The organism is Streptomyces sp. JH34, from assembly GCF_029428875.1.
In the GTDB taxonomy this organism is placed as follows: domain Bacteria; phylum Actinomycetota; class Actinomycetes; order Streptomycetales; family Streptomycetaceae; genus Streptomyces.
Genome location: NZ_JAJSOO010000001.1, coordinates 1,075,401 through 1,095,986, shown reverse-complemented (window position 1 = coordinate 1,095,986; position 20,586 = coordinate 1,075,401). Strand labels below are relative to the sequence as shown.

General features: G+C 71.0%; 20 protein-coding genes. 12 read left to right on the top strand and 8 right to left on the bottom strand.

Annotated features, from left to right (window positions below; translation table 11 throughout):
- Positions 1-226: 226 nt before the first annotated feature.
- From LWJ43_RS05020 to LWJ43_RS05010, 3 genes are all read right to left on the bottom strand, one after another.
- On the bottom strand, positions 227-565 hold the full coding sequence (locus tag LWJ43_RS05020) for a P-II family nitrogen regulator (RefSeq protein ID WP_277331067.1): 339 nt from the start codon (positions 563-565) through the stop codon (positions 227-229).
- On the bottom strand, positions 562-1,884 hold the full coding sequence (locus LWJ43_RS05015) for an ammonium transporter (RefSeq protein ID WP_277331066.1): 1,323 nt from the start codon (positions 1,882-1,884) through the stop codon (positions 562-564). Before LWJ43_RS05015 ends, LWJ43_RS05020 begins: the two co-directional genes overlap by 4 nt.
- 213 nt (positions 1,885-2,097) lie before the next feature.
- A complete protein-coding gene (locus tag LWJ43_RS05010; RefSeq protein WP_277331065.1) occupies positions 2,098-3,291 on the bottom strand; it encodes a right-handed parallel beta-helix repeat-containing protein in 1,194 nt (397 codons plus the stop codon).
- 308 nt (positions 3,292-3,599) lie between these two features.
- On the opposite strand from LWJ43_RS05010, the gene LWJ43_RS05005 reads away from it, so the two are divergent.
- Positions 3,600-5,072 carry an AlkA N-terminal domain-containing protein gene (locus LWJ43_RS05005; RefSeq protein ID WP_277331064.1) on the top strand — a complete coding sequence of 491 codons (1,473 nt, stop codon included), beginning with the start codon at positions 3,600-3,602 and terminating at the stop codon, positions 5,070-5,072.
- A gap of 20 nt (positions 5,073-5,092) precedes the next feature.
- Positions 5,093-5,608: a methylated-DNA--[protein]-cysteine S-methyltransferase gene (locus LWJ43_RS05000; protein WP_277335811.1), complete on the top strand. Its 516-nt coding sequence runs from the start codon at positions 5,093-5,095 to the stop codon at positions 5,606-5,608.
- A 47-nt stretch (positions 5,609-5,655) separates the two neighbouring features.
- Here the strand turns inward: LWJ43_RS05000 and LWJ43_RS04995 are convergent, their stop codons facing one another.
- On the bottom strand, positions 5,656-6,240 hold the full coding sequence (locus tag LWJ43_RS04995) for a TMEM165/GDT1 family protein (RefSeq protein ID WP_277331063.1): 585 nt from the start codon (positions 6,238-6,240) through the stop codon (positions 5,656-5,658).
- Between the two features lie 317 nt (positions 6,241-6,557).
- On the opposite strand from LWJ43_RS04995, the gene LWJ43_RS04990 reads away from it, so the two are divergent.
- Both LWJ43_RS04990 and LWJ43_RS04985 read left to right on the top strand, forming a co-directional pair.
- Positions 6,558-6,971: a (2Fe-2S) ferredoxin domain-containing protein gene (locus LWJ43_RS04990; protein WP_277331062.1), complete on the top strand. Its 414-nt coding sequence runs from the start codon at positions 6,558-6,560 to the stop codon at positions 6,969-6,971.
- A gap of 128 nt (positions 6,972-7,099) precedes the next feature.
- Entirely contained in the window at positions 7,100-7,531 is a 432-nt protein-coding gene (locus LWJ43_RS04985; RefSeq protein WP_277331061.1) for a hypothetical protein, read from the top strand.
- An 11-nt stretch (positions 7,532-7,542) separates the two neighbouring features.
- On the opposite strand, the gene LWJ43_RS04980 is transcribed toward LWJ43_RS04985, so the two are convergent.
- Complete coding sequence (locus tag LWJ43_RS04980) at positions 7,543-8,352, bottom strand: SIR2 family NAD-dependent protein deacylase (protein ID WP_277331060.1); 810 nt, start codon at positions 8,350-8,352, stop codon at positions 7,543-7,545.
- 70 nt (positions 8,353-8,422) lie between these two features.
- Between LWJ43_RS04980 and LWJ43_RS04975 the strand changes: the two genes are divergently transcribed.
- Positions 8,423-8,623 (top strand): type II toxin-antitoxin system VapB family antitoxin, encoded by a 201-nt coding sequence (locus tag LWJ43_RS04975; protein ID WP_277331059.1) that lies wholly within the window; start codon positions 8,423-8,425, stop codon positions 8,621-8,623.
- A gap of 4 nt (positions 8,624-8,627) precedes the next feature.
- Here LWJ43_RS04975 and LWJ43_RS04970 read toward each other — a convergent pair whose 3' ends face one another.
- Positions 8,628-9,125 carry an NUDIX domain-containing protein gene (locus LWJ43_RS04970; protein WP_277331058.1) on the bottom strand — a complete coding sequence of 166 codons (498 nt, stop codon included), beginning with the start codon at positions 9,123-9,125 and terminating at the stop codon, positions 8,628-8,630.
- 294 nt (positions 9,126-9,419) lie between these two features.
- Here LWJ43_RS04970 and LWJ43_RS04965 point away from each other — a divergent pair, with 294 nt between their 5' ends.
- Positions 9,420-10,535 (top strand): glycerate kinase, encoded by a 1,116-nt coding sequence (locus LWJ43_RS04965; RefSeq protein ID WP_277331057.1) that lies wholly within the window; start codon positions 9,420-9,422, stop codon positions 10,533-10,535.
- Between the two features lie 121 nt (positions 10,536-10,656).
- Here the strand turns inward: LWJ43_RS04965 and LWJ43_RS04960 are convergent, their stop codons facing one another.
- The gene (locus LWJ43_RS04960; protein ID WP_346771971.1) at positions 10,657-11,412 is read right to left on the bottom strand and encodes a PucR family transcriptional regulator; all 756 of its coding nucleotides are present in this window, start codon (positions 11,410-11,412) and stop codon (positions 10,657-10,659) included.
- Positions 11,413-11,595: 183 nt separating this feature from the next.
- On the opposite strand from LWJ43_RS04960, the gene LWJ43_RS04955 reads away from it, so the two are divergent.
- From LWJ43_RS04955 to LWJ43_RS04935, 5 genes are read left to right on the top strand one after another with little or no spacing between them, the layout of a single operon-like run.
- The gene (locus tag LWJ43_RS04955; RefSeq protein WP_277331056.1) at positions 11,596-12,393 is read left to right on the top strand and encodes an ABC transporter ATP-binding protein; all 798 of its coding nucleotides are present in this window, start codon (positions 11,596-11,598) and stop codon (positions 12,391-12,393) included.
- Positions 12,381-13,166, top strand: a complete 786-nt coding sequence (locus tag LWJ43_RS04950) for an ABC transporter ATP-binding protein (RefSeq protein ID WP_277331055.1) — start codon at positions 12,381-12,383, stop codon at positions 13,164-13,166. The genes LWJ43_RS04955 and LWJ43_RS04950 overlap by 13 nt, the downstream gene beginning before the upstream one ends.
- On the top strand, positions 13,163-14,053 hold the full coding sequence (locus LWJ43_RS04945) for a branched-chain amino acid ABC transporter permease (protein ID WP_277331054.1): 891 nt from the start codon (positions 13,163-13,165) through the stop codon (positions 14,051-14,053). The genes LWJ43_RS04950 and LWJ43_RS04945 overlap by 4 nt, the downstream gene beginning before the upstream one ends.
- On the top strand, positions 14,046-15,164 hold the full coding sequence (locus LWJ43_RS04940; RefSeq protein ID WP_277331052.1) for a branched-chain amino acid ABC transporter permease: 1,119 nt from the start codon (positions 14,046-14,048) through the stop codon (positions 15,162-15,164). The genes LWJ43_RS04945 and LWJ43_RS04940 overlap by 8 nt, the downstream gene beginning before the upstream one ends.
- On the top strand, positions 15,161-16,420 hold the full coding sequence (locus tag LWJ43_RS04935; RefSeq protein WP_277331051.1) for an ABC transporter substrate-binding protein: 1,260 nt from the start codon (positions 15,161-15,163) through the stop codon (positions 16,418-16,420). Before LWJ43_RS04940 ends, LWJ43_RS04935 begins: the two co-directional genes overlap by 4 nt.
- Positions 16,421-16,504: 84 nt before the next feature.
- Here the strand turns inward: LWJ43_RS04935 and LWJ43_RS04930 are convergent, their stop codons facing one another.
- Positions 16,505-18,853, bottom strand: coding sequence for a galactose-binding domain-containing protein (locus LWJ43_RS04930; protein ID WP_277331050.1), 2,349 nt, complete (start codon positions 18,851-18,853; stop codon positions 16,505-16,507).
- A 282-nt stretch (positions 18,854-19,135) separates the two neighbouring features.
- Here LWJ43_RS04930 and LWJ43_RS04925 point away from each other — a divergent pair, with 282 nt between their 5' ends.
- Complete coding sequence (locus tag LWJ43_RS04925) at positions 19,136-20,491, top strand: glycoside hydrolase family 5 protein (protein ID WP_277331049.1); 1,356 nt, start codon at positions 19,136-19,138, stop codon at positions 20,489-20,491.
- Positions 20,492-20,586: the final 95 nt, after the last annotated feature.

Sequence of the window (20,586 nt, the reverse complement as noted above, 5' to 3'; positions counted from 1 at the left end):
CGGCCACCACGACAGCGTCTCAGACCGCGGCGTCCGCCGGGAATCGGGGTTCCGGCGTCCGGCCGGCACGGCCTGCGCTTCTGCGCTCGATGACGCGGTGGGTCCGACGCGACGGGCGCCGGCTACGCCCGCCCCGGCGAACCGATCGCCGTGCGATCCGGCAGCGGCTGCAGTCCCCGGTGCGGACGGTCGGGGACTCGGCCCGGCCCGGCCGCCCGGCGAGGTCTCATATGGCTTCCGGCCCCCGCTCGCCCGTGCGGACCCGCACGGCGGTCTCCACGGGCAGGGCCCACACCTTGCCGTCGCCGATCTTGCCGGTGCGGGCGGCGCGGACCACCGCGTCCATGACCGGCTCCGCGTCCGCGTCCTCGACGAGCACCTCGATGCGGATCTTGGGGACCAGGTCCACCCTGTACTCGGCACCCCGGTACACCTCGGTGTGGCCGTGCTGGCGTCCGTACCCGCTGGCCTCCGTGACGGTCATCCCGTTCACGCCGAGGTCCTGCAGAGCGGTCTTCACCTCGTCGAGGCGGTGCGGCTTCACGACCGCGGTGATGAGCTTCATGGGGCGGTGCTCCTGTCCTGGAGGCGAAGTGCGGAATGGCCCGGGGTCTGCGCGGCGGCATGACCCAGGCCGCCGTGATCGTAGGCGCTCTCCGCGTGCACCGTCTGGTCCAGGCCCGTGAGTTCCTCCTCCTCCGAGGCCCGCACACCCATCAGCCGGTCGATCCCCTTGCCGATCCCGTACGTCACCAGGAAGGTGTACGCGGCCACGGCGAGCACCGCGACGGCCTGCCGGGCGAACTGGCCCGCTCCGCCGCCGTAGAGGAGACCGTCCACGCCGCCGGTCATCGCGGCCGTCGCGAACAGCCCTACGAGCAGCGTGCCGACGACGCCTCCCACGAAGTGCACACCGACGACGTCCAGGGAGTCGTCGTAGTCGAGGCGGAACTTCCAGGCGACCGCGTACGAACAGACGACACCTGCCACGAGCCCGACGACGGTGGCACCGAGCACGCCGACGGTCCCGCACGCGGGAGTGATCGCCACCAGTCCCGCGACGACGCCGGACGCCGCGCCGAAGGTGGTCGGGTGCCCGTCGCGTCGCTGTTCGACGAAGAGCCAGCCCAGCAGACCGGTGCAGCCCGCGACGAGGGTGTTGAGGACCGACGCCGCGGCCAGACCGTTGGCGCCGAGTGCCGAGCCGCCGTTGAACCCGAGCCAGCCGAACCACAGCAGCCCCGCGCCGAGCATCACCATCGGCAGGTTGTGCGGACGCATCGCGTCCTTCTTGAAGCCGATCCGGGGTCCGATCACCAGGGCGAGGGCCAGGCCGGACGCTCCGCACGTGATCTCCACGACGAGCCCGCCGGCGAAGTCCAGGGCGCCGAGCGAGTCCTTGATCCACCCGCCGGGTCCCCAGACCCAGTGGGCGACGGGAACGTATACGAGAAGGGTCCACACCGGCACGAAGGCCAGCCACGCCGCGAACTTCATGCGGTCCGCGATCGCCCCGCTGACCAGTGCCGCGGTGAGGATCGCGAAGGTGAGCTGGAACGTGGTGAACAGCAGGGTGGGCACGCTGCCGGTGAGATCGTCCGGACCGATGCCGACCATGCCGGCATGGCCGAGTCCGCCGATCAGTCCCGCGAACGTGTCGTCGCCGAACGCCAGCGAGTAGCCGGCGAGCAGCCAGACGACCGTGACCAGAGCGATGGACACGAAGCTCATCATCAGCATGTTGAGGACGCTCTTCGTGCGGACCATGCCGCCGTAGAACAGGGCGAGGCCAGGTGTCATCAGCAGGACGAGAGCGGTGGCGGCCAGGAGCCAGGCGGTGTCGCCTGTGTCGAGGCCTGCCGCGGCCAGGGTCACGGGGGTCAAGAGAGGGTCCCTCCTCGGGGCGGCGTGGGGTCCGGCCCAGAGAGAGTCGCGGGCGTGCGTTTCACATAGGACGCCGTCGCGTTTCCGGAATGTTTCATTGCGTGAAGGTGACCGAAACCTCACTGTCCCGCAGTGGGCGCGACCGTGCCCCGCCGGTCCGCCCGGGCGGGGCGGACGGACCGGCGGGGGTGTGGTGGCCACGGACGTGTGCGACTACGGCGTCACCCTGTTGCCGCCGAAGGTGACGACGAGGGAGCCGTCCCCGGCGAAGGACCAGTCCATCGCGCCGGAGTAGGCGGAGCAGGCGGACCCGTTGGAGCCGGTCCAGAACTGGTTGGAACCGTCGGCGTCACCCACGGTCTTGTCGTTGGAACCGTCGTCGTCACGGCACGAGACGTTGCCGCGGAACACCGAAGTGCCCTTGTCGAAGGAGAAGTTGCGCTCGGCGTTGTCGATGCTGACGTTGTCGGACACCGCCATCGAGCCGGGGTTGCTGTTGTAGGTGAACCCGTGGTGGCCGTTGCCGTAGGCGATGTTGCGCCGGACGATGTGGTCGACCTCGATGCCGTCGCCGCCGAGCTTGTAGCCGTTGCGGTCGCCGTCGGAGTTCACGGTTCCGTCGGAGAGGGTGCCGTTGTCGTAGGAGAGGGAGTCCTCGATGGTCACCGGCCCGATGGGACCCGTCTCCGACTTGGTGTAGAGGTCCCAGCCGTCGTCGATGTTGTTGTGGGACACGGTGTACCGGAAGACGTTCCCGGGGCCCGACGTGAGCTTCGAGGCGAAGCCGTCCGCGTCCTCGCCGTCGGAGTCCGCGTTGTCGTGCGATTCCGAACTCAGGACGAGGTTGTTCGCCGGCCACTCGGCGTCGGGGGTGTCGGAGGCGATCCGCGAGATCTGGAGGCCCGAGTCGTGGTTGAAGCGTGTCACGACGTGCTCGATGACGTTGTTGCTGCCGCCGACGAAGATCCCGTTGTCGCCGGCGTGCTCGACGACGATGCCGTCGACGTGCCAGTACGCGCCGTTCACCGCCAGGCCCCGGTTCGCCGGGGCCTCGCTCATGGCGGCGAAGTTCAGGACCGGTGTCTCGTCCGGGTAGGCGGCGAGCGTCGTGCGGGCGGCCGAGGTGCCGTCGTTGCCCGGCGGGATGGTGACCGTCTCGGAGTACGCGTACGTCCCGCCGCGCAGGTAGATCGTCCCGCCCGGGGAGACGCGGCCGATCGCCGAGGGCAGGGTCGTCGGGTCGGACTGCGTTCCGGCGGCGTCGTCGTCGCCGCCCGGTGCCACGTACAGGGCGTCGGCGGTCGGGGCGCTGAGGGGCGTGGAGGTGGCCTGGGCCATGGTGCCGGACAGTGCGAGGAGTGATCCGGACAGCAGGCCGATGCAAGCGATGACGGGCTTCTTCAACATGGGGGTGGCCCTTCCTGTCGGGGCACGGTGCGGCAACGCGTCCGTTCGGGTTTCTGAACGAACGAGCAGGCCGACACCGCGCCCAAGTGAGGGGAAAGCGCTTTCTCGGACCGTAGAGTCCTGTCGTGAGCGCGTCAATAGATTGGTACGTGATTACAGTTCATTGACGTGAATGATCTGGAAGGGTCCCGTTGCCTCGCGGCCGGACCCGGGAGGGAGGGATGGCGCGAACTCGAGTCGGATTTCCGCGCGAGGTCCATGTCGGATTTCCGCCAGCCGTCCCGCCCCCGGTGCCCGATGCTTGGACCATGCACACCGACACCGAGCGCTGCGTGCGGGCCGTCCGCTCGAAGGACGCCCGCTTCGACGGCTGGTTCTTCACCGCGGTCCTGACCACCCGGATCTACTGCCGTCCCAGCTGCCCGGTCGTGCCGCCGAAGGCCGGGAATATGACCTTCTACCCCAGCGCGGCCGCCTGCCAGCAGGCGGGATTCCGCGCCTGCAAGCGCTGCCGGCCCGACACCAGCCCCGGCTCGCCGGAGTGGAACGCCCGCGCCGACTCCGTAGCCCGGGCCATGCGCCTGATCCAGGACGGGGTCGTCGACCGCGAGGGTGTACCGGGGCTCGCCGCCCGGCTCGGCTACTCCGCCCGGCAGGTCGAGCGCCAGCTCCTCGCCGAGGTGGGCGCCGGCCCGCTCGCGCTGGCCAGGTCCCAGCGTGCCCAGACCGCCCGGGTCCTCATCGAGACCACGGGACTCCCCATGGCCGAAGTCGCCTTCGCCGCCGGGTTCTCGTCGATCCGCACGTTCAACGACACCGTGCGGGAGGTCTTCGCCCTCGCCCCGGGCGAACTGCGTGCCCGCGCGTCACGAGGCCGCCGCACCCCGGGGGCCCCCGGGGGCATCGCCCTCAGGCTGCCGTACCGTTCCCCGCTCACCCCCGGCAACCTCTTCGGACACCTCGCCGCGACGGCGGTCCCCGGCGTGGAGGAATGGCGTGACGGCGCCTACCGGCGCACGCTCACCCTCCCGCACGGGCACGGCATCGTGGCGCTCACCCCGAGGCCAGGCCACATCGACTGCCGGCTCTCCCTGACCGACCCCCGCGACCTCACCCAGGCCATCAGCCGCTGCCGCCGGCTCCTCGACCTGGACGCCGACCCGGTCGCCGTGGACGAACAGCTGCGCTCGGACCCGGTGCTCGCCCCGCTGGTCGACGCCGCCCCCGGACGCAGGGTGCCACGCACGGTCGACCCGGCTGAGTTCGCCGTACGCGCGGTGCTCGGACAGCAGGTCTCCACGGCCGCTGCCCGCACCCACGCGGCCCGGCTGGTCAGGGCACACGGGACGCCGGTGGAGGACCCCGGAGGCGGCCTGACCCATCTCTTCCCGACGCCCGGGGCGCTGGCCGGTCTCGACCCGGAGGCGCTCGCGCTCCCGCGCAGCCGGCGCACCACGCTCACCACGCTCGTGGCCGCCCTCGCAGACGGGTCCCTGCGACTGGAGGAGGGCACCGACTGGGAGAGGGCACGCGCGGAACTGGCCGCTCTGCCCGGCTTCGGACCCTGGACCGTCGAGGTCGTCGCCATGCGGGCCCTCGGGGACCCGGACGCCTTCCTCCCCACCGACCTCGGGATGCGCAGAGCGGCCGGACAACTGGGCCTGCCGGCGACCCCCGCGGCCCTCACCGCACGTGCCGCGCGGTGGCGCCCCTGGCGGGCCTACGCCGTGCAGTACCTGTGGACCGTCGACGACCACCCCATCAACCATCTGCCCGCCTGAGGGCGTGAGGACGAACCGTGATCACCACACCCACGACGACCCGGCGGCACACGGTCGTCGACAGCCCCTACGGGGCACTCACCCTGGTCGCGACCGACGGCGTGCTGTCCGGTCTCTACATGACGGGCCAGCGGCACCGGCCGCCCGAGGAGACCTTCGGGGTACCCGATACGCGGCCCTTCGCCGAGACCGCCCGTCAGCTGGACGCCTACTTCGCGGGGGAGCTGACGGAGTTCGACCTCCCGCTGAGCCTGGCCGGCACACCGTTCCAGCGGAGCGTCTGGGCCGAACTCGTACGGATTCCGTACGGCGGGACCCGCTCCTACGGCGAACTCGCCGAGAACCTCGGCAAACCGGGCGCCTCCCGCGCCGTGGGCCTCGCCAACGGCAGGAACCCTGTCGGAATCATCGTCCCCTGCCACCGAGTCGTCGGAGCCTCGGGGAGCCTGACGGGCTACGGCGGCGGGCTGGACCGCAAGCAACGGCTGCTCGCCTTCGAACGAGGGACGGAGGGTGAGGCGCCGGCCCTGTTCTGAGCGCCGGCGGCCGGGCCGGGCCGGGCACCCCGGCCCGGCCCGCACGGTCAGCTCGTGAAGATCTCGACGACCGACCAGATCGCCAGGCCGAGCATGCACAGACCGCCGATCCGCTGCACGGTCTTCAGCGGCACCCGCTTGGCGATGAACCGGCCCGCGAGCAGCGCCAGCGCGGACACCGACATGAGGGCGATCGCCGACCCGATGGCCGTGGACCATGCACCGTTGCTCGCGGCGAGGTTCGCGGTGGTGATCTGGGTCAGGTCGCCCCACTCGCTGATGAACACCGCCATGAAGGCCGTCGAGTAGACCGGCCAGAAGCCGGTGACGGTCTTGATCTCCTCGTCCTCGTCCTCGTCACCCGAACCGCTGCGCAGCAGCATGAACGCGCCGAACGCGAAGAGGGCGGCCGAGACCAGCTTGACGGTCCAGTCGGGCAGCAGGCCGATCAGCCCGCCCGCTCCGACCGCGATGGCGACGTGCACGATGAACGCGGACGAGGTGCCGAACCAGACGTAGAGCGGCCGCATGCGGGTGCCCATGGCCAGCGAGGCGAACATCGTCTTGTCGGGGAGCTCCGCGAGGAAGATCAGGCCGAAGGCGGTGAGAATCGCCAGGAGGTCGAGATGCATTCCGGGTGGCTTTCTGTGAGAGCCGGGCCCCGGGCCTTCCGCGAAGTGCCGCTCGGGCTTTTTCGGAGGACCACTCGGCCCGGCATGACGGCGCCGCCCGCAGGACGCGGACGTGTCATACCTGACCGAAGGTCTCGCCCACCCGTAAGCATCTACGAGCCCGGCCACCGGGAACCCGAAGGCTCCAGTGTGTCGACGACCGGTTTGCGGGGCTACTCCCCTTCGCAGCCGTCAACGATACCCCATCGGACCTGCGGGTGAGTGGCTCGGTACAGTCCTGGGGTGATCGTCCACGCCGTCCCCGGGAGTGCCCCCGCATGAGCCGTCGCCCCCGCAAGGCCGCCGCGACGGGGCCGTCCCGGCCCACGGTGAGCGTCTGCCGGGGCTGCTGCTGCGGCACCCCGAAGATCCCCGGCGTGGACCACGCCGGACAGCTCGCGCAGCTGCGCGGGTCCCTCGACGGGGCCGCCACCGTGCGGGCCGTGGAGTGCCTGGACGCCTGTGAGCACGGCAACGTCATCGTCGTACAGCCCTCGGCCGAGGGCCGCCGCGCGGGCGGCCGCCCCGTCTGGCTCGGACTGGTCAACGACCCGCAGGCCGTCGCCGACATCGCCACGTGGGCGGCGGAGGGCGGCCCCGGCCTCGCCGACCCGCCGGAGATCCTGGACCTGTACGCCTTCAGCCCTTCCCGCCGCATCCGCGCCGGGCTGGAGGAGAAGGACGACCGGTGACCCGGGCCGGAGTGCCTCCGGCGGCAGCGGGAACAGGGACCCGACGATCCTCGTTCCTACTGCGCCGAGGCACTTCCGGGTCACCTGACCACCCGTCGGACAGTTGGCTTCATGAAGGCGCAGGACTGGTGTTACACCTCATCTTCGCAGTTCCCCTCCTGGCCGTCCTGGCACGGCTGCTGATGCTGCGGCGCGGCGCGGGACGGCGTCCGCGATGGCACAAGCGGCCTGTGGCGCTGATCGGTTCCGCCCTGATCGCCGGCGGCCTCACCGTCATGGTGTGGGGCATCGGCGTCTTCGCAGGAGGTCTGGACGTCCGGGAAACCTGCGAACTCACCCTGCACACCACATATGACCAGGCGTGGCGCGACCGCACGGGAGCGGATGGCACGTCCTACTTCCCGTTGGCGGACGCGTGCAACGAGCACGTCGGTCTCGTGCCCGTTTGGGTGAACCCGACCATCGTCGTTCTCGCCGTCCTCACCGTCAGTGCTCTTGGCCTTGCCCTGTTCCGGATCGCCCGAGCGCTTCTCCGCAGGAAGAAGCCGGTCTCCTCGTGAAGCGACCGGCGTCAGTCAGCCGTGCTGCGGTCGTATGGAGCAAGTCCCTTACCGGCAGACGTCGATGACGACACGTCCGGTCGGCGCGCAGACTCTCGACCGCCCGCGGACAGCCGTTCCAGCAGTGCGGGCAGCGCCGTCCCGATGGGTTCGCGCACCGTCTCCTCGGCCAGCTCGTCGTACGGCGTCGGCTCGGCGTTCACCACGATGAGCCGGGCCCCGTGCTCCACCGCGATCCCCGCCAGCGAGGCCGCGGGCTGCACCTGGAGCGTCGTACCCACCGCGATGAACACCTGGCTCGCCTTGGTGATCGCCATCGCCTCCGCCAGAACCTGGGGATCGAGGCGCTCGCCGAACATCACCGTCGCCGACTTCAGGATGCCGCCGCAGACCGAGCAGGGCGGATCCGCCTCCCCCGCCTCGACCCGGGCCAGCGCCTCCTCCATGGCCGACCGTGCGTGGCAGCGGGTACACACCACTTCGCGGGCGGTGCCGTGGAGTTCGACGACCTTACGGGCGGAGAGCCCCGCCCTCTGGTGCAGTCCGTCGACGTTCTGCGTGATCACCCGGACCGGAGTGCCCGACTGTTCGAGCGCGGCCACCGCACGATGGGCGGCGTTGGGCTCGGCGTTCCACGCCGCGGCGTCGCGGCGCATCAGCCACGAGCGGCGCCGGATGTCCGGGTCGGACATGTAGAAGTCGTAGGTGACGAGCTTCTCCGCCTCCGGATCCTTCCGCCAGAGGCCCTGCGGACCGCGGTAGTCGGGGATGCCGGAGTCCGTGGAGACACCGGCGCCGCTGAGGATCGCGACGAGAGTCATGGCCCGAGCCTACGGACGGGGTCGTCCCGCCGCGATGACATTTCCGCGGTCACCCCATAAGGTCCGGGCCATGGCCAAGGTCAATGTCAGTCTGGACGCGGAACTCGTCGTGGAAGTCATGGTGCTCGCGGGCGTCGGCAATCCGCAGGACGCCGTCGAGCTGGTCGTACGCGACTACATCGCGCGCGGACACCGCACCGAGGCGCGCGCCGCCGCGCAGGACGACGCGCGGAGGGAGGCCGACGCCAGGCCGCAGGACCACCAGGGCTGACTCCTCACCACGTGACCCGTGCGCCGTCCTCCAGCTCGGCCGCCCCCGCACCGGAGTCCAGTACCTCCAGCGCCGCCCCGATGCGCAGCCCCAGCCGGCCGTGCAGGTGGCCGGCGAGGTCGGCGCGGTCCACCAGCCGCCAGGAGAGCAGTTCGTCCTCCTGGATCCGGATCGCGTCGAACTGCTCCTGTTCCAGCACACCGCCGTCGTAGACGTAGGCGACGATCGGCGGACGCGCGGGGCCCCGTGTCCAGTCCACCGCGAGCAGCCGGCCCGGCGCGAGGTCGAGGCCGATCTCCTCCGCGGTCTCGCGGCGCGCGGCCTGCCGGGGGCTCTCGCCGTCGCCGGACTCGATGGTGCCGCCGGGAAGCACCCAGCCCTCCCGGTAGTTCGGCTCGACGAGCAGGACCCGTCCCCGCCCGTCCCGGAAGAGAGTGGCGGCCCCGGCCAGTACGCGGGGGAGTCCTGCGATGTAGGTGGCGTAGTCATCAGAGGTGGTCACAGAGGCAGCGTAAGGGCTGTCCCGTGATCCCTGGCGGGCGCACGACGACAGCTACGGCACCTCGCGCGTTGTCGGAACGCCCGAACACATCCGGTATGCGGGCGTTCTTCCGCCTTGCGATGCGCCGCATCTGACGCCGTGCGCCGACCCACCGGGGATCACGGGACAGCCCTCAGGGGCCGTGCACGTGCTTTCGGACAGCCATGGGCAGATCAGGGGTGGTCCCGATATGGTCGGGGCGGCGCGACTGCCTGTTCGAAAGCAAAGGGATGCAAGGTGACGGACGGAGCAGCGATGGAGACCCCCCACGTGCTCGTGGCGGCGGACAAGTTCAAGGGCTCGCTGACGGCAGTGCAGGTCGCGGAGCGGGTGACGGCCGGGCTCCGGCGTGTCGTACCCGGGGCGAGGGTCGAGACCCTGCCCGTCGCGGACGGCGGGGACGGCACGGTCGCGGCGGCGGTGGCAGCCGGGTTCGAGCGCCGGGAAGCGCGGGTGACCGGCCCGCTGGGGACCCCGGTCACGGCGGCGTACGCGGTGCGCGACACCACCGCGGTGGTGGAGATGGCCGAGGCCTCCGGCCTCCAGCACCTGCCGGCGGGGGAGTTCGCCCCGCTCACGGCGACGACGTACGGGTCGGGCGAACTGCTGGCGGCCGCGCTCGACGCGGGCGCCCGGACGATCGTGTTCGGTGTCGGCGGCAGCGCCACGACGGACGGCGGCGCGGGCATGCTCTCCGCGCTCGGGGCACGCCTCCTGGACGGCGGCGGCAAGCCCGTCGGCGCGGGCGGCGCCGCGCTCGCGGAGCTGGCCGAGGCCGACCTGACCGGGCTCGACCCCCGGCTCGCGGACATCGACCTGATCCTGGCCAGCGACGTGGACAACCCGCTGACCGGCCCCAAGGGTGCCCCCGAGGTCTACGGACGGCAGAAGGGGGCCACCGAGGACGACATCGCCGTCCTCGACGCGGCTCTCGTCCACTACGCGTCCGTGCTCGGCCCCGAGACCGCCGGACTGCCCGGAGCGGGCGCCGCCGGAGGGATCGGCTACGGCGCACTGGTCGCGCTCGGCGCACGCTTCAGGCCCGGCATCGAGGTCATGCTCGACGTCCTCGGCTTCGCCCCCGCGCTGGCCCGCGCCACACTCGTCGTGACCGGTGAGGGTTCGCTCGACGAGCAGACACTGCACGGCAAGGCCCCGGCCGGCGTCGCCGCCGCGGCGCGCACCGCAGGAGTGGAGACCGTCGCGGTGTGCGGACGCCTCGCCCTGCCGCCGGAGGCACTCGTCCGGGCCGGTATCAGCCGGGCCTACGCCCTGACGGACCTGGAACCGGACCCCGCCGTCTGCATGGCGCAGGCCGGCCCCCTGCTGGAACGCGCGGCGGAGGCGATCGCCCGCGACTTCCTGTCCTGACGCGCCGCCTGTCCTGACGTACCGCCGGTCCTGACGCGCCGCCGGTCCTGACGTACCGCGGTCCTGACGTACCGCCGGTCCTGACGCGCCGCCGTGAGGGGAGGCCCGCCCGGCCTTCCCCTCACGGGTGCGGCGCGGTCAGCCTGAAGGCGTCCAGCGCCAGCATCATCTCGATCAGTTCGCGCGGCCGTGACAGCGACCTCGAGGTCAGCCGCTCCAGCCGCCGCAGGCGGTTGAGCACGGTGTTGCGGTGGCAGTACAACCGCCCGGCCGCCCTCCCCGCCGACCCTCCGCACTCCAGCCACGCCTCGAGCGTCCGCACCAGCAGCGCCCGGTCCGCCGGGGCCAGCGCCAGCAACGGGCCGAAGACGTCCGCGACCAGCCGTGCCGCCAGCTCCGGCTGGCTCACCACCAGCGCCGTGGGCAGCCGTTCCTCCAGCCGTACGAACTCCGTCGTGCCCGGCGGACACGTCTGCAGCGCCAGCTCCGCCAGCCGCCGCGCGGCCCCCAGCCCCGCCAGGCCCTCCGCCACCGGGCCGACTCCGCCGGGGCCCGCGCAGCACCGCACCAGCAGCGCGAGGAACGCCGCCGGATCCAGGTCGCCCAGGGCGACGACGACGAACTCGCGGTCCGCCCGCCTCCTCCGGAAGAACCGCAGTCCTTCCGCCTCCATCGCGGTGCCCGCCGGTCCGCCCTCGCCCGCCCGCAGCACCGCGACCGCGTAACGCCCCTGCTCCGGCAGGTCCAGACCGCCTGCCGCGCGCGCCGTGAGGCCCGGCTCCGACCGGCCCTCCAGCAGGGCGTCGAGCAGCGCCCCGCCCCGCTCGTCACCGCGCCGCCGCATGTTGTCGCTCCGTCCCGCAGCCGAGCCGCTCATGGCTGGTGAGGATGCCACCGGCCGGCCCGGGGACGGCGGCGCGCCACCTCCCTCTGTGCACGCGCACAACCCGGCCCTTCGAAGACTGGTCACCCGCAGCGAGTGCGCCCGGGGCCGTGGACGCGCGCCGTGCCCGCTGCTGGTCTGTGGCACCACGACGACCAGTCGGAAGGAGGAGGACGCATGGCAACGCTCGAGATCCGCGAACTGTCCGTGGGCTACGGCCCGGTACGGGCACTGCGCGACGTCTCCGTCGACGTGCCGGCCGGCGCGATCACCGCGGTACTCGGCGGCAACGGCGCCGGCAAGACCACGCTGCTGCGGGCCGTGTCGCGGACCCTCGGCTTCCACCGCGGGACGGGCACGGGCACCATCCGCTTCGACGGCCGGCCCCTGGACGGGCTCCGCCCCGCCCAGGTGGTGGCGGCAGGAGTGATCCAGGTGCCGGAAGGGCGGCAGGTGTTCGCCCGGATGACGGTGGCGGACAACCTGCGGGCGGGCGCACTCGGGGCACGCGGCGGCCGCAAGGCGGCGGCCGCCGCCCTCCACCGGGTACACGAACTGTTCCCGGTGCTCGCCCAGCGCGCGCACCAGCGGGCCGGACTGCTGTCCGGAGGCGAGCAGCAGATGCTGGCGATGGGCCGCGCGCTGATGGCCGGCCCCCGCCTGCTGCTCCTGGACGAGCCGTCCCTCGGCCTCGCCCCGCTGATGGCGGCCAGGATCGCCGAGACGATCCAGGAGATCAACGCGAGCGGCACCTCCGTGATGCTCGTCGAGCAGAACGCGGCCATCGCGCTGCGGCTCGCCTCCACGGCGTACGTCCTGGACGTCGGCGAGGTCGCACTCGACGGCCCCGCCGACGAGCTCGCCGCATCCGACGAGGTACGCCGCCGCTATCTCGGCGTCGTCGACGAGACCGCCGCCGAGGACGCCGCACAGGCGGAGGGCGTCACCCGCACGCTGAGCAGGTGGTCCGCGTGACGACCTCCCCGGCCCCCCTCACCGTGCGCGACGTGACCGTACGCTTCGCCGGACTCACCGCCCTCGACGCGGTGTCCTTCACCGTCGAACCGGGCAGTGTGCACGCCGTCATCGGACCCAACGGCGCGGGCAAGTCCACCACCTTCAACGTGCTCTCCGGCGTCTACCGCGCCACCTCGGGCAGCGTGCACCTCGGCGACACCGAACTCACCGGACTCGCCCCGCACCGGATCGCCGACCTCGGCGTCGCCCGCACCTTCCAGAACCTGGCGCTGCCGCCTCACTCCACCGTGGCCGAGAGCCTCATGCTCGGACGGCACCGGCTCACCCGCGCCGGGTTCGTGGCCTCCGGGCTGAGGCTGCCCTCCGCGACCCGGGAGGCCCGGCGCCATCTCGAACGGGTGCGGGAGATCGCGGAGTTCATCGGCCTGGACAAGGAACTCGACTTCCCGGCCGGAGCCCTCCCGTACGGCAAGCAGAAGCTCGTCGAACTCGGCCGCGCCCTGTGCATGGAGCCCGAGGTCCTGCTCCTGGACGAACCCATCGCGGGCATGACCGCCGACGAACGCCGCCGCACCGCGGCCGTCGTCGCCGGTGTGCGCGACAGCCTCGGCATCTCGATCGTCATGGTCGAGCACGACATGGGGGTGGTGATGCGGCTCGCGGACGCGGTGACCGTACTCGACTTCGGACGCAGGATCGCGGGTGGCACGCCCGCCGAGGTGCAGAACGACCCGGCCGTCGTGCAGGCCTACCTGGGGGCACAGGAATGACCACCTTCATCGAACTCCTCCTCGGCGGCCTGTCCATCGGTTCGGTCTACGCACTGATCGCCCTGGGCTTCGTCGTCATCTTCAAGGCGACCGAGGTCGTCAACTTCGCCCACGCCTCGCTGCTCCTGGCCGGCGGATACGTCACCGCCGTACTCCACGACGACATCGGCTTCTGGCCCGCGCTCGGCGTCGGGATCGCGGGCGCGGCCGTCGTCGGTTCGGCGGTCGAGTTCCTCGTGATGCGCCGCTACCGGGGGAGTGACCAGAGCGTCCTGGCCATCGTCACCATCGGCGTCGACATCCTCCTCACCACCGAACTGGTCCGGCGGATGGGGACGGACGTCATGTCGCTCGGCGACCCGTGGGGCGACGACGTCGTCACCGTCGGGGGCGTCACCCTCGCCGAGACGCGCATCGCGGCGTTCCTCGTCGCGGGGCTGCTCATCACGGCCTTCCTGCTCGCCTTCCGCTTCACCTCGTGGGGCGTCTCCATGCGAGCGGCGGCCGAGAACCCGCAGACCGCCGCGCTGATGGGCATCCGCCTCGGCCGCGTCTCCCTCTCCGCCTGGGCGGTCGCCGGGGCGCTCGCCGCCGTCGCCGCACTCTTCCTGACCGTGTTCCCGACCCCGGGCCTGGAACGGGCCACCTCGCTCGCCGCCCTCAAGGCGTTCCCCGCCGCGATCCTCGGCGGTCTCGACTCGACGACCGGGGCGCTCGTCGGCGGACTCCTCGTCGGAGTCACCGAGTCACTCGCCACCGGCTACCAGAGCGACCTCTCCTTCCTCGGACGCGGCATCGGGGACCTCGCGCCGTACCTGGTGATGGTGGTCGTCCTGCTCGTCCGGCCGGCGGGACTCTTCGGTACGAAGGAGCTGTCCCGTGTCTGAGGCAACCAAGGACCCCACCGCGCCGGTCACCACGGCCGGGGCAGCCCCCGCGACAGGGGTGTCGCTGCGCCGGCCCGCCCCCTACCTCTGGCTCGCCGGCTCGGTCCTGCTCCTCCTGTTCCCCTTCTACCTGGAGCGCTTCTGGCTCCAGGCCGGGCTGTTCGCGATGGCCGCCGCGATCGGGGCCATCGGGCTCAACCTGCTCACCGGCTCCACCGGCCAGCTCTCCATGGGCCACGCCTTCTTCCTCGCGGTGGGCGCGTACGGCTACTGCGTCCTGGCGGGGGAGAGCAGCACGGAGAACGGCCACGCCATGACCGGCCTGGGCCTGCCCACCTGGCTCGCGGCCGTCCTCGCCGTGCTCCTCGCGGGCGCCGCGGGCGGGCTTTTCAGCCCCATCGCGGGGCGGCTGAGCGGTGCCTACCTCGGCATCGCCACGCTCGCGCTGATCTTCATAGGCCAGCACGTGCTGTTCAACGCGGGCTCGCTCACCGGCGGCTTCAACGGCCGTCCGGTACCGCCCCTCTCGCTCTTCGGGTTCACCTTCGACGACGCCGAGGTGGTCGTGGCCGCGGTGCCCTTCCAGTCGTCCGAGAAACTCTGGTACCTGGGCCTGGCAGCCCTCCTGGCCGGCGGGCTCTTCGCCCGCGGGGTGCTGCGCGGCAGGCCCGGCCGGGCGCTCAACGCCATCCGGGACCACCGGATCGCCGCCGGAGTGATGGGGGTGCCGGTGGCCAGGTACCGGGCCGGCGTGTTCGTCCTGTCCTCCATGTACGCGGGCCTCGCGGGCGTCCTGCTCGCGCTGGTCTTCCAGCGGACCGTGCCCGAGTACTTCGGCATGATCCTGTCCCTCGAATACCTCGCCATGATCGTCATCGGCGGGCTGGGCAGCGTCGCGGGAGCCGTCGTCGGCGCCGCGTTCGTGTCGCTGCTCCCACAGGTGCTCACCCACTACAGCGACTCCCTCCCCCTGGTGTCCGCCCCTGGTACGGGCGGCATCGCACCGGGCGAGGCGTCCCGCTATCTGTACGGCGCCGCGGTCGTCGCGGTCGTCCTGTTCCTGCCCGGCGGCATTGCGCGTCTGAAGACTCCAGGGGAGAAGAAGAAATGAAGTCACGTGTTGTCGGAGCCGTCGCGGCGGCTCTCACCCTCACCCTCGCCCTCGCGGGATGCAGCGGGAAGGCCAAGTCGTCCGACGACGGCTCCGCCGACAAGAGCGGGGTGAAGACCGGGGAGGGCGTCACCGACTCGAAGATCACCCTCGGCGCCCTCACCGACATGACCGGCGTGTACGCCTCGCTCGGCAAGAGCGTCACCCAGGCCCAGCAGCTCTGGGTCGAGGAGACCAACAAGGCGGGCGGCATCTGCGAACGGCAGATCGAACTGACCGTCCGAGACCACGGATACGACCCTCAGAAGGCGATCGGCGCCTACACCGAGCTCGAACCGGACGTGCTGGGCTTCACCCAGTTCATCGGCTCCCCGTTCGTCTCGGCCGTGGAGTCGCGCATCGACGGCCAGGACAAGGGCATCGTCCTGCCCCAGGCGTGGTCGGCGAACCTGGTCGGGTCCAAGTACGTCCGCGTCATCGGCGCCACGTACGACGTCGAGACGATCAACCTGGTCGACTTCCTGCTCGACGAGAAGCGCATCGCCAAGGGCGACAAGATCGGTCACGTCTACTTCGAGGGCGACTACGGCGAGAACGCCCTGGCCGGCTCCAAGCACGCGGCGAAGGAGGCGGGCCTCACGGTCGTCGAGCAGAAGATCAAGCCGACCGACAACGACATGACCGCCCAGGTCTCCGCGCTCAAGCAGGCCGGCGTGAAGGCGGTGATCGTCAGCGCGGGTCCCCGGCAGGCGGCCTCGCTGGTCGGTGTCGCCGCCGCCACCGGCTTCGCTGTCCCGGTCGTCGGCAACAACTCGGCGTACGCCCCTCAGCTGCTGGCGACCCAGGCGGGGGCGGCCCTGCAGAAGGACTACTACATCGGTGCCTCCACCCTGCCCATCGGTGACGCGGGTGCGGGCCCGGCGAAGCTCGCCGAGGCATACGCCGCCAAGTACCCCAAGGACGGCCTCGACAACGGCGTCATCGCCGGATACAACGCGGCATCCGTCTTCGGCGAGGCGCTGAAGAAGGCCTGCGAGTCGAAGGACCTGACCCGTGAGGGCGTCGACAAGGCGCTGCTCACGGTCAAGGACTTCGGTGGTGACTTCGGGATCTCGCACGACTTCACCGACCCGTCGGCGCCGTCCACCCGGGAGACCGTCGTCATGAAGCCCGACGCCAAGATCCCCGGCGGCCTCAAGGTGGTCCGCCCGGCCGAAGTGGCTCCGGCCGCCGAGTCCTTCACGTCCGGGTCCTGACTCTCCCCGCACAGCGACTGGCGCGGCGGAGCTTGGGTCCGGTGTTGCAACGACCACCGGACCCAAGCTCGGCCGTGTGCGCGGTCAGTGGGTGTAGGCCTCCACTTCGGACAACTGACCAGCCGGCCAACCGGTGTTCGCGGTGAACGTCAGCCGCAGGTACCGCACCGGAGTCCCGGTGAGCGTCACCGTCGCGGTGTTGCCGCTCGACGGATCGAAGGTGTACCCCGTCGCCGCCTTCAGGGAGCCGTACACGGAGTTGTCGGTACTGCCCGTCACACCGATCGTCTGGGTGCGCGTCGCCCAGGCGGCGGCCGGAGGCAGCTTCAGCACCAGCCGCCCGACCGCCTCGGCGGCGCCGAGGTCCACGGTGACGGACTGCGGGAAGGCGTTGTTGCGGCTCTCCCAGTAGCTGTCGGCGTTGCCGTCCACCGCGTTGCCCGCGCCGTACACGTCGGCGTGGCCCGTCTCCGTCACGGGGCGTCCCTGAGCGAGGTTGCCCGTCTCCTCGGGCGGGTCCGTGGGATCGGGCGGGTCCGTGGGCCCGCCGCCCCCGGGGACACCGCCGTTGGTCCACACCGGGGCGGGCCAGACACCCGTGCAGGCGGGCGGGTTCGCGTACCAGCCCGAGTTGCCGGCGCCCTGCGTGATCTGGAAGCCGCTTCCGACGCAGTTGTGGATCGGGTTGGACTGGGCGATGTGCGTGGCGACGACCTTGTCGAACGAAGCCGTGCCCGGGGCCTGGATCTGGAGGGCGTACGTCCCGGCCCCGTCGATCTTGATGTTGTCGAAGTGCAGCCCGTTGCTCGCGCCCTCGATGAGGTGGATCGCGGCGTAGGAGCTGTCCAGGATCTCGCTGTCGGTGATGTTGATCGTCGCACCGTTGATCGGCTCGTTGAGGCCGCTGAACCAGATCGCACCGACGCCGAAGCGCCAGTTGAAGTCGTTGTTCCCCGTGCGGATCAGGGTGTTGCGGGCGGCTGTGTGCGTACCCGAGACGGCAGTGCCCTGCCCCGAGTTGACACCCGGGTACCGGTTGGCGATGTGCAGCCCGCCACCGTTGGTGATCGTGTCCGACATGACGTTGTCGGAGATCGTGATGTCCTTGCCGCCGTACGTCACGATGTTGTTGGCCAGGATCGGCAGGATCACCGTGTTGAACGTGAACCTGTTCTTCACGTTCGGGACGTTCTCCGCCCACATGGCCAGACCGTCGTCACCCGTGTTGCGGACGAAGGTGTTGGTCACCGTGGAGTTCGTGACCCCGTAGTGGAAGTTCACCCCGTCTGCGGTCTGGTCCAGGATCCGGCTGTTCCTGATGGTGAAGTCGTCCATCGGGCCGTCCATCCAGGCGCCGCACTTGGTGTGCTGCATCCAGACGTTGTCGACGACCGAGTCGGACATGGCCCCGCCGATGGCGTTGACCTGGTCGTTGTCCACCCGCTCACGGATGTCGCCGATGATGGCGAAGTCCCTGAGGGTGACGTCGCTGCTGCCGCCCTGCGCCGCGTACTTCCCGTACACGCCTACCGCCTTGCCGCGGTCGGTGGGGTGACGGCCGGTCAGCACGCTGTACCAGGGGCCCGCGCCGCGCAGGGTCACCTTGTCGACGACGATGTGGTCCTGGACCTTGAAGGTGCCCTGCGGGACGTACACCTCCTTGCCCTGCGTGCGGCCGGCGTCGACCGCGGCCTGGATCTTCGCGGTGGAGTCGGCGGCCCCCGTGGGGTCGGCGCCGAAGTCGGTCACCACGTCCAGCGCGCCCGACGGCTTGCCGACCGGTGCCGCGACATGCTCGAAGTCCGCCAGGTCGATGGTGAACGACGGCGAGGCGGCGGTGGAGGTGACCTGGAGCCGGATCTTCGTACCGGCGGCCAGGGTGGACCCGAACATGGTCCGGGTCTCGTCGTAGAAGTGGTGCGGATCGGTGTCGCCCGGGTTGTTGTTGAACGGGTAGCCCCCGTAGTACCAGCCGTACTTCGACGTCACCGGCACGCTCTTGAGTGAGGAGCCGTCGACCCGCAGGTCGAGAGAGGCGTCCCGGCCCGTCCCGGCCGCGTTGTCGGGCAGCGAGTAGCGGAACGTCATGGCGTTCGCGGGGGCGGTGAGCGTGAACTCGACGTACTCACCGGCCGAGTCGAGCGTGACGGCCTGCCGGCCGGACGCCTCGGACGGCAGCGATCCGTAGAGGCGGTCGGGGCCGATCAGGGAGCCGTTGGTGGCGGCGTACTCGGCCTCCTGCTCCTTGAACGGGACGGTGGCGCCCCGGCCGGATATCCCGACGGGCGAGGGCGCGGGGACCGCTGCGGCCTGCGCCGGGGGAGCGCCGGCCAGGACGACCGCGGCGGCGGTTCCCGCCGCGGCGAGTACGAGGGAGAGGGAGGCGGACAGGGAGCGTCTGAGAAGGCGCGGTCCAGTGAGTGGTGGGGTCACGTGTGGGACGTCCTTGCGGCTCGAGGGGCTCTTCGGACGCCCCACAGGCTAGGAGCAGTCCAGTAAAGAAGTCCACGGTGCTGCGCAAGATTTCGTCTGCATCGCTCAAATTTGTGACTCGAATCGGGAATGCTGAGCGAACGCGTCGTGCGCAGGGTTTCAGGAAATGGAGCTTGTCATGTCCATTGACAGGCGATCCGTCCGGCTGGCTTCATGTGGGGAACGCAATGGGAGCGCTCCCATGTGTCGGGCCCGCCTCACCCCCACGAAAGGCGACAACGGATGAAGCCATGGACGAGAAAGCGGCTGGGCACGGCGCTGGCCGCCGCGGCGACCGCCACCGCGCTGCTGATGACGGCGTCCGGCCCGGTGGCCGCACGGCCGGCATCCGAGCCCCCGGCGGCACGGACCGCGGCGGCCGGGACGGACTGGCTGCACACCGAGGGCAACAGGATCGTCGACGCGCAGGGCGACGAGGTCTGGCTCACCGGGGCCAACTGGTTCGGCTTCAACGCCACCGAGCGCGTCTTCCACGGGCTCTGGTCGGCCAACCTGGACACGATCACCCGGCAGATGGCGGAGCGCGGCATCAACATCCTCCGCGTCCCGATCTCCACCCAGCTGCTGCTGGAGTGGAAGAACGGGCAGGCCGCGACGTCCAGCGCGGTCAACACCTGGGCCAACCCCGAGCTGAAGGACAAGACCACCCTGCAGGTGTTCGACGCCTTCCTGGGGGTCGCCGAGAAGTACGGCATCAAGGTCATGCTGGACGTCCACAGCGCGGAGGCCGACAACTCCGGCCATGTGTACCCCGTGTGGTGGAAGGGGGCGATCACCACCGAGCAGTTCTACTCCGCCTGGGAGTGGGTGACCGCCCGCTACAAGGACGACGACACACTCGTGGCGATGGACGTCAAGAACGAACCGCACGGCAAGCAGTCGGACAGCCCCCGGGCCAAGTGGGACGGCTCAACGGACCAGGACAACTTCAAGTACACGTGTGAGACGGCCGGCAAGCGCATCCTCGCGATCAACCCCCACGTCCTCGTCATGTGCGAGGGCATCGAGGTCTACCCCAAGGACGGGGTGAACTGGTCCTCCACCTCGGCGGCGGACTACCACGGCATGTGGTGGGGCGGGAACCTGCGCGGCGCGAAGGACCACCCGGTCGACCTCGGCCCGCAGCAGGACCAGTTGGTCTACTCCCCGCACGACTACGGACCGCTCGTGTACCAGCAGCCCTGGTTCCAGGGCGAGTGGAGCCGCACCACGCTGGAGCGGGACGTCTGGGACCCCAACTGGCTCTACCTGCACAAGGAGGGCACCGCACCGCTGTTCATCGGTGAGTGGGGCGGCCACCTCGACAACGGCCCCAACCAGAAGTGGATGACCGCCCTGCGCGATCTGATCGTGGAGAACGGCATCCACCAGACCTTCTGGTGCGTCAACCCGAACTCCGGGGACACGGGCGGCCTGCTGGGCCACGACTGGGCGACCTGGGACGAGGCCAAGTACGCGCTGCTCAAGCCCGCCCTGTGGCAGTCAGGTGGGAAGTTCGTCAGCCTCGACCACGAGGTCGGACTCGGTGGCCAGGGCAGCACCACCGGCATCAGTCTGGGCGACCTCTACGGCGGCTGAGCCCGCCCCCGCCCGGCGCACCGCCCCCTGAACGTCCTGGGGTGCCGATGAACCCCACCGCCTCGGCACCTCAGGGCTCTCCACCCGGACACTCC